Annotated in this window: 6 protein-coding genes, 1 tRNA gene and 1 pseudogene; 1 reads left to right on the forward strand and 7 read right to left on the reverse strand. The window is 67.1% G+C overall.

Translation table 11 applies throughout. The features are described from left to right. Window positions 1-177: 177 nt before the first annotated feature. From thrB to argS, 5 genes are read right to left on the reverse strand one after another with little or no spacing between them, the layout of a single operon-like run. Window positions 178-1,131, reverse strand: coding sequence for a homoserine kinase (gene thrB / locus A5784_RS21805; RefSeq protein ID WP_064946983.1), 954 nt, complete (start codon window positions 1,129-1,131; stop codon window positions 178-180). 3 nt (window positions 1,132-1,134) lie between these two features. Further along, entirely contained in the window at window positions 1,135-2,241 is a 1,107-nt protein-coding gene (thrC, locus tag A5784_RS21810; RefSeq protein WP_064946984.1) for a threonine synthase, read from the reverse strand. After that, entirely contained in the window at window positions 2,238-3,560 is a 1,323-nt protein-coding gene (locus tag A5784_RS21815; RefSeq protein ID WP_064946985.1) for a homoserine dehydrogenase, read from the reverse strand. Before A5784_RS21815 ends, thrC begins: the two co-directional genes overlap by 4 nt. Beyond that, on the reverse strand, window positions 3,557-4,942 hold the full coding sequence (gene lysA, locus A5784_RS21820; RefSeq protein WP_197514831.1) for a diaminopimelate decarboxylase: 1,386 nt from the start codon (window positions 4,940-4,942) through the stop codon (window positions 3,557-3,559). Before lysA ends, A5784_RS21815 begins: the two co-directional genes overlap by 4 nt. A gap of 35 nt (window positions 4,943-4,977) precedes the next feature. Then, entirely contained in the window at window positions 4,978-6,627 is a 1,650-nt protein-coding gene (argS, locus tag A5784_RS21825) for an arginine--tRNA ligase (protein WP_064946987.1), read from the reverse strand. 102 nt (window positions 6,628-6,729) lie between these two features. Here argS and A5784_RS21830 point away from each other — a divergent pair. Continuing rightward, a tRNA-Arg gene (locus A5784_RS21830) sits at window positions 6,730-6,802 on the forward strand. Window positions 6,803-6,926: 124 nt separating this feature from the next. Here A5784_RS21830 and A5784_RS39280 read toward each other — a convergent pair. Then, window positions 6,927-7,163 (reverse strand): annotated as a pseudogene (locus A5784_RS39280) (FtsK/SpoIIIE domain-containing protein); the annotation flags it as partial. A 165-nt stretch (window positions 7,164-7,328) separates the two neighbouring features. Next, on the reverse strand, window positions 7,329-7,448 hold a 120-nt coding region (locus A5784_RS21835), incomplete at its 5' end, for an MspA family porin (protein WP_197514767.1).

Below are 7,448 nucleotides of genomic sequence, written 5' to 3' on the forward strand. Positions count from 1 at the left end.
GGTGATCGCATGGGTTTGCCGTCGAACGGCGACCCGTTAGTCCACGAGTAGAACACAAGAAGTTTGGGTGGTCGTCCTAGTGTCTGCGCAGGCAGAGCCGCTGCGATTGCTGGACGACAGCGAGAATAGCCCGCTTTCAGGCGGGAAGCAAGCAACCCCCACGTGGGGCGTGTTATCTCAGTTGCGGACTGCAACACCCGACATCCACCGGACTCCGTCGCCCACCGACATCTCGCGCACCGTGAACCCGCTGGCAGTGCCGTATTGCAACGCCTCCGCAGGTAGACCAGCTTGGAAGCTCAGACCGAGCACGGATGGCCCGGCTCCTGAGAGCACTGCCGCCACCCCACAACGCCGCAGTATCCCCAGATATTCCGACGAGGCGGGCATCGCCGCCGCGCGCTGCGGTTGGTGCAGCACGTCCTCCGTGGCGTCCATCAGCAAATCGGGACGCTCGGTGAGTGCCACCATGAGCAACGCCACCCGGCTGATGTTGAACCGCGCGTCGACGTGGCTGACCTGTTCCGGCAGCAAGACTCGGGTCTCGGCCGTCGACGACCGCTGCTGCGGCACCGCGGAGAACAACCGGATGTCCGGATGGAGCCTGACCTGTGCGGCCGCGTAGCGCGGCTGCTCACCCGCGACGCTCGGGGCATCCGTCCAGGACACCACCGCCCCGCCGAGCACCGCGGCTGCGGCGTTGTCCGGATGGCCCTCGAATTCACTAGCGAGCTGGATGAGCTGCTCTTCGCTCATGGGTTCCGAACCGGCCTGTGTCACAAGACCGTTGACCACAGCCAGGCCGCCGACCACCGCGGCGGCTGACGAGCCGAGTCCGCGCGAATGCGGAATGTCGTTGCGGCAGCGCACAATCAGACCCGGGGCGGTGTATCCGGTGGCCCGCAGGCCGGCTTCGATCGCACGGACCACCAGATGCGTCGCATCCAGCGGCACCTGACCCGCACCCTGCCCTTCGACCTCCACCTGGAGGCCGGATTCTGTTGTCTCGACCACGATCTCGTCGTACAGGCTGAGGGCAAGGCCCAGACTGTCAAAGCCTGGGCCCAGGTTCGCGCTCGACGCGGCGACGACGGAAGTGGCGGCGATGCCGACCGGCAGGGTTTGGCTCACAGATCAGACCAGTCCGAGCTTGGCGACGACGGCCATCGGGTCGACGGGAACCGGGGTCACCGGCGGCACGCCCCGCAGGGCGGTGTCCGGATCCTTGAGCCCGTTACCGGTGACGGTGCACACCACGGTGGAACCCCGCTTGACCCAACCGTCCTCGATCGACTTGAGCAGGCCGGCGACGCTGGCCGCCGACGCGGGTTCGACGAACACACCCTCGGTGCGCGCGATCAGGTGGTACGCCGCGAGGATCTCCTCGTCGGTGGCAGCCAGGAACCGCCCGTTGGACTCCTGCTGAGCCTGCACCGCCGTGTTCCACGATGCGGGCGCACCGATGCGGATCGCGGTAGCGATCGTCTCGGGCTCCTTGACGGGTTCACCGAGCACAAGTGGCGCAGCACCCGCGGCCTGCGTGCCCAGCATGCGCGGCAACCGGTCGGTCAGCCCGTCACGGTGATACTCGTTGTAGCCCTTCCAGTACGCGGTGATGTTGCCCGCGTTGCCGACCGGCAGCGCATGCACGTCGGGGGCGGTGCCCAGCGCGTCGACGATCTCGAACGCCGCGGTCTTCTGGCCCTCGATGCGGTACGGGTTGACCGAGTTCACCAACGCGATGGTCGGGAAGTCCGCGGTCAGTTTGCGGGCCAGTTCCAGACAGTCGTCGAAGTTGCCGTCGACCTGAATGATCTTGGCGCCGTGCATGACCGCCTGGGCGAGCTTGCCCATCGCGATCTTGCCCTGCGGCACCAGCACCGCGCAGGTGATGCCTGCCCGCGCCGCGTAGGCCGCGGCCGACGCAGAGGTGTTGCCGGTCGATGCACACAGCACGGCCTGCTGGCCGCGCGCCACGGATTCGGTGACGGCGACGGTCATACCGCGGTCCTTGAACGACCCGGTCGGGTTGAGCCCCTCGACCTTGAGATGCACTGTGCAGCCGGTCTGTTCGGAGATCCGCTTGGCATGGATGAGTGGGGTTCCACCCTCCAGCAAGGTGACCGGCGTCCAGTCGTCACCGATCGGCAGCCGGGCGCGGTACGCCTCGATCAGCCCCGGCCACGGCCGGTGCACAGCCTGCGCTGCACCGACCTCTCCTCCTTGCGTCCGGCTACTCATGCGTCTGTTCCTTCCATACGAAGCACGCTGTTGATGGTCTGCACCACGTCGAGATCGGCAAGGGCCTCAACGGTTTCGGACAAGGCCGCGTCGGTAGCCTGGTGGGTCACCACGACGATGCGGGCGCCGCACGGCGCTCCCTCATCGTCGACCATGCCCTCCTGCCGCACCTCGGCGATGCTGACCTCACGCTTGCTGAATTCGGCTGCGACCGCGGACAATACGCCCGGACGGTCGGCGACGTTCATGTTGACGTAGTAGCGGGTCGGGATGAAACCGATGGGCGCGATCTTGAGCTTGGCGTACTTCGACTCGCGGGGTCCGCGGCCGCCCTGCACGCGGTTGCGCGCGGCCATCACCAGATCGCCCATCACCGCCGAGGCCGTCGGCGCTCCGCCTGCGCCCTGCCCGTAGAACATCAGCCGGCCCGCGGCCTCGGCCTCGACCACGACGGCGTTGAACGCACCGTTGACCGCGGCGAGCGGATGGGTCAGCGGGACCAGAGCCGGATACACCCGAGCCGAAACTCGTTGCTTACCTTCATCAGTGGAGATCCGTTCGCAGATCGCCAACAGCTTGATGGTGCAGCCGAGCGCCCGGGCCGAAGCGAAGTCCTCGGCGCTGACCTTGGTGATGCCCTCGCGGTAGACGTCATCGGCGGTCACCCGCGTGTGAAACGCGATCGACGCGAGGATCGCGGCCTTGGCGGCGGCGTCATAGCCCTCGACGTCTGCGGTGGGATCAGCCTCGGCATAGCCCAGTGCGCTGGCGTCGGCCAGTGCGCTCGCGTAATCCGCTCCGGTGCTGTCCATCTCGGACAGGATGTAGTTGGTGGTGCCGTTGACGATGCCCGCCACTCGCACCACGCTGTCACCGGCCAGCGACTGCGTCAGCGGGCGGATAACGGGGATCGCGCCGGCCACCGCCGCCTCGAAATACAGGTCGACACGGGCGTTTTCGGCAGCCTGGGCCAACTCACCGGTGGACTGCGCCATCAGCGCCTTGTTCGCGGTGACCACCGACTTGCCCTGTTCCAGAGCCGCGAGGATGGCCTTGCGCGCGGGCTCGACCGGGCCCATCACCTCGACGACGATGTCGACGTCATCGCGCGATACCAACGCGTCGATGTCGTCGGTGAGCAGATCCGCGGAAATACCGCGGTCGCCGGACACCCGGCGCACACCGACGCCGCGCAACTCCAGGGGCGCACCGATGCGCGCCTCGAGGTCCGGGGCACTCTCGTTGATGATGCGCACAACTTCGCTGCCGACGTTGCCCAAACCCAATACCGCTACGCCGATCGACTTCTTGCCGCTCATACGTCGCTCACCTCCAGACTCAACAGATCAGTGACGGTCTCCCGCCGCAATATCAGCCGCGCGCGGCCGTCCTTGACCGCCACCACCGCTGGTCGACCGAGCAGGTTGTACCGGCTCGACATCGAATAGCAATAGGCACCGGTCGCAGCTACCCCGAGCAGATCGCCCGGTGTGATGTCGTCGGACACCCACGTGTCCCGGACGACGATATCCCCTGTCTCACAGTGCTTTCCGACGATCCTCGCCAGCGCCGCAGGCGCGTCGCTGGCCCGCGAGACCAGCCGGGCGTCGTACTCCGCGGCGTACAGGGAGGTGCGGATGTTGTCGCTCATACCGCCGTCGACGCTGACGTAGCGCCGCTGCGCCGTCGGGCCGATGGCGACATCCTTGACGGTGCCGACCTCATAGAGCGTGATGGTGCCGGGACCGGCAATGGCCCGGCCGGGCTCGACCACCAGTTTCGGCGCGGGCAAACCGACTGCGGCCGACTCGTTGCGGACGATGGTCTTGAGTTTGTCGGCCAGCTCGTCCATCGGCGGCGGGTCGTCGTCGGGAAGATAGGAAATGCCCAGTCCCCCACCGAGATCCACGATCGACATCTGCGCGGTCTTGTCGACCCCGAACTCGGCAACCACGTCTCGCAGTAGGCCGATGACGCGATGGGCGGCCAATTCGAAGCCGGCCACGTCGAAGATCTGCGAGCCGATGTGGCTGTGCAGGCCGACCAACCGAAGGTTGTCGGCGGCGAACACGCGGCGCACGGCATCCATCGCGGCGCCGCTGGCCAGCGACAGCCCGAACTTCTGGTCCTCGTGGGCCGTGGAGATGAACTCGTGGGTGTGCGCCTCGACCCCGACGGTCACGCGCACCAGCACGTCCTGGACGGTGCCTGCCGCCCCGGCGATGGCGTCCAGGCGCTCGATCTCGATCAACGAGTCGACCACCACGTGGCCCACCCCGGCGTTCACTGCCGTCGTCAGTTCCTCGACGGACTTGTTGTTGCCGTGCATGGTGATTCGGTGCGGCGGGAAGCCCGCGTGCAACGCGACAGCCAGTTCGCCACCCGTCGCGACGTCGAGCGAGAGGCCTTCCTGATCGACCCAGCGCGCGATCTCGCTGCACAGGAACGCCTTGGTGGCGTAGTGCACGTACTCGCCGCCGCCGAAGGCCGCAGCGATGTCGCGGCAGCGCGACCGGAAGTCGTCCTCGTCGATCACGAACAGCGGGGTGCCGTATTCGGCCGCCAGATCGGTGACCGTCACCCCGGCGATGGACACCACGCCGTCAGCACCGCGAACCAGGTTGCGGGGCCACACATTCGGGGCGAGCAGCAGGAGCTCCTCCGGCGTCTGCGGCCGGGCAGGCGCTCCCGGGTGGTGGATCTCGTCGGCGTGCCGGGGGCCGGCCGGATGTGCGCTCACATCCGCTCCGGTGCGGTCACGCCGAGGATGGCAAGACCGTTGGCGATCACTTGGCGGGTGGCCTGGCACAGCGCCAGCCGCGCCGAGTTCAGCTCGCTCGGTTCTTCGTCGCCCTGCGGCAGCACCCGGCAGGCGTCGTAGAACCGGTGGTAGTCACCGGCCAGATCCTCCAGGTACCGGCATACGCGGTGCGGTTCACGCAGCGCCGCAGCGGATTTCAGCACACGCGGGAACTCACCGAGGTTGCGGATCAGCGTGCCCTCTTTGTCGTGGTTGAGCAGATCGAGCTTGTCAGTGCTCGCGACCACTCCCAGGTCGGCGGCGTTACGGGCCAGCGCGGACAACCGAGCATGCGCGTATTGCACGTAGTAGACCGGGTTTTCGTTGGATGCGCTCGACCACAGGGCCAGGTCGATGTCGATCGGGGTGTCCACCGACGAACGGATCAGCGAATACCGCGCGGCGTCCACCCCGATGGCCTCGACCAGATCGTCGAGCGTGATGACCGTGCCCGCCCGCTTGCTCATCCGCAAGGGCTGCCCGTCGCGGACGAGGTTGACCATCTGGCCGATGAGCACCTCGACGGTGTCCGGGTCGTCGCCGAGTGCCGCAGCGGCCGCCTTGAGCCGGGCGATGTAGCCGTGGTGGTCGGCGCCGAGCATGTAGATGCACAGATCGAAACCGCGCTGGCGCTTGTCCAGGTAGTAGGCCAGGTCGCCGGCGATGTAGGCCGGGTTGCCGTCGCTCTTGATGACGACGCGGTCCTTGTCGTCACCGAACTCGGTGGTGCGCAACCACGTTGCGCCGTCCTTCTCGTAGATGTTGCCGGTCTCGCGCAGCTTGGCGATGGCCTGCTCCACGCGGCCCGACGTGTGCATCGAGTCTTCGTGGGTGTACACGTCGAAGTCGGTGCCGAATTCGTGCAGCGATTCCTTGATGTGGGTGAACATCAGGTCGACGCCCACCTCGCGGAAGGCTTCCTGCTGCTGATCAGCGGGCAGGCTCAGCGCATCCGGCCGCTTGGCCAGCACAGCCGCGGCGATGTCGTTGATGTAGGTGCCTGCATAGCCGTCCTCGGGCGTCGGCTCCCCCTTGGCCGCGGCGACCAGCGACCGCGCGAACCGGTCGATCTGCGCCCCGTGGTCGTTGAAGTAGTACTCGCGGGTGACATCGGCCCCTTGGGTCGACAGCAGCCGGCCCAGCGCGTCGCCGACCGCGGCCCACCGGGTGCCGCCGATGTGGATCGGCCCGGTCGGGTTGGCCGAGACGAATTCGAGGTTGATCTTCTCGGCGAGCTCGGCGGAGTTGCCGTACCCCTCGCCCGCGCTGAGCACGTTGGTGATGATGACGCCCTGTGCGGACGCCTCGATACGCAGATTGACGAACCCCGGCCCGGCGACATCGGCCGCGGCGATGCCATCGCTGCTGCTCAGAGCCGTCGCCAGCCAGCCGGCCAGCTCGCGGGGATTGACGCCGACCTTCTTGGCCAGCTGCAATGCGATGTTGGTGGCGTAGTCGCCGTGCTCAGGGTTGCGCGGGCGCTCGACCGTGACGGTGGCCGGCAGCGCGGCGGGGTCCAGGTCATGGTCGGTCAACACTGCCGCAGCAGTGGCCTTGAGCAGCTCGGCAAGGTCGGCGGGGGTCACGGGGGTCCATCCTATGGGCTGGGCCTTCACGCCCCGAATCCGTGTTCCGCTTCCGATGCGCTACGCTATCGGAGCCCACGGCGCAGCTGTCCTCAGCACCGCGCCCCCGTAGCTCAGGGGATAGAGCGTCTGCCTCCGGAGCAGAAGGCCGCAGGTTCGAATCCTGCCGGGGGCACACCTATTTCCTCAGGCCACTGAGCCTGTTTAGCACTTCTATTTACATGGGCGTGCCATGTGTGTGCCATCGCGTCCAGGCGCTTCCATTCGTGTTTGTCGCAGGCCGGAGCCCGCGCGTTGCAGCCCGGGGCTGGGATCAACAGGGGCACCGGTTCGGCCAGCACATCGCGGCGCATGATCGTGATCCGCAGCTGTCCGGTGGCGGTGATGGTGAGCCAATCCGCTTTGAACGTCGCGGCCAGCGCGTCGGTGTACTGGCCGATACGTACCGACCGCAGGACGGGGACCAGCGTGCGGTCACCGAGGGTGGCGGTCAATCCGTGCAGGGCACAAACCTGTTCCCAGCGGCGCAGATACCGTGACTACGCCAAATAAAGCGGCATAACCTCCAGGCGGATTGGGCTACACCCGGAAACCATGACTGACCAGCGGTGAGGATTCTCAGTACTGGTTCAAGATGTGACGTTGCCAGTCGGGCCGCCTCACCGAGCACTGGATGCATCGACCGCACGAACGTCCCGGGGCTAGTTCATGTTCCAGGGTTCGCCGTAGGTGGTGACGCTGTCGCCGGTGGAGGCGATCAGGCGGGCGAACGGACGCAGCAGCACGCCGCCGGCTGCGCCGGTCACGGTGCCATGGGCGTT

This window comes from Mycobacterium sp. 852013-50091_SCH5140682 (genome assembly GCF_001665685.1).
Taxonomy (GTDB): Bacteria; Actinomycetota; Actinomycetes; order Mycobacteriales; family Mycobacteriaceae; genus Mycobacterium.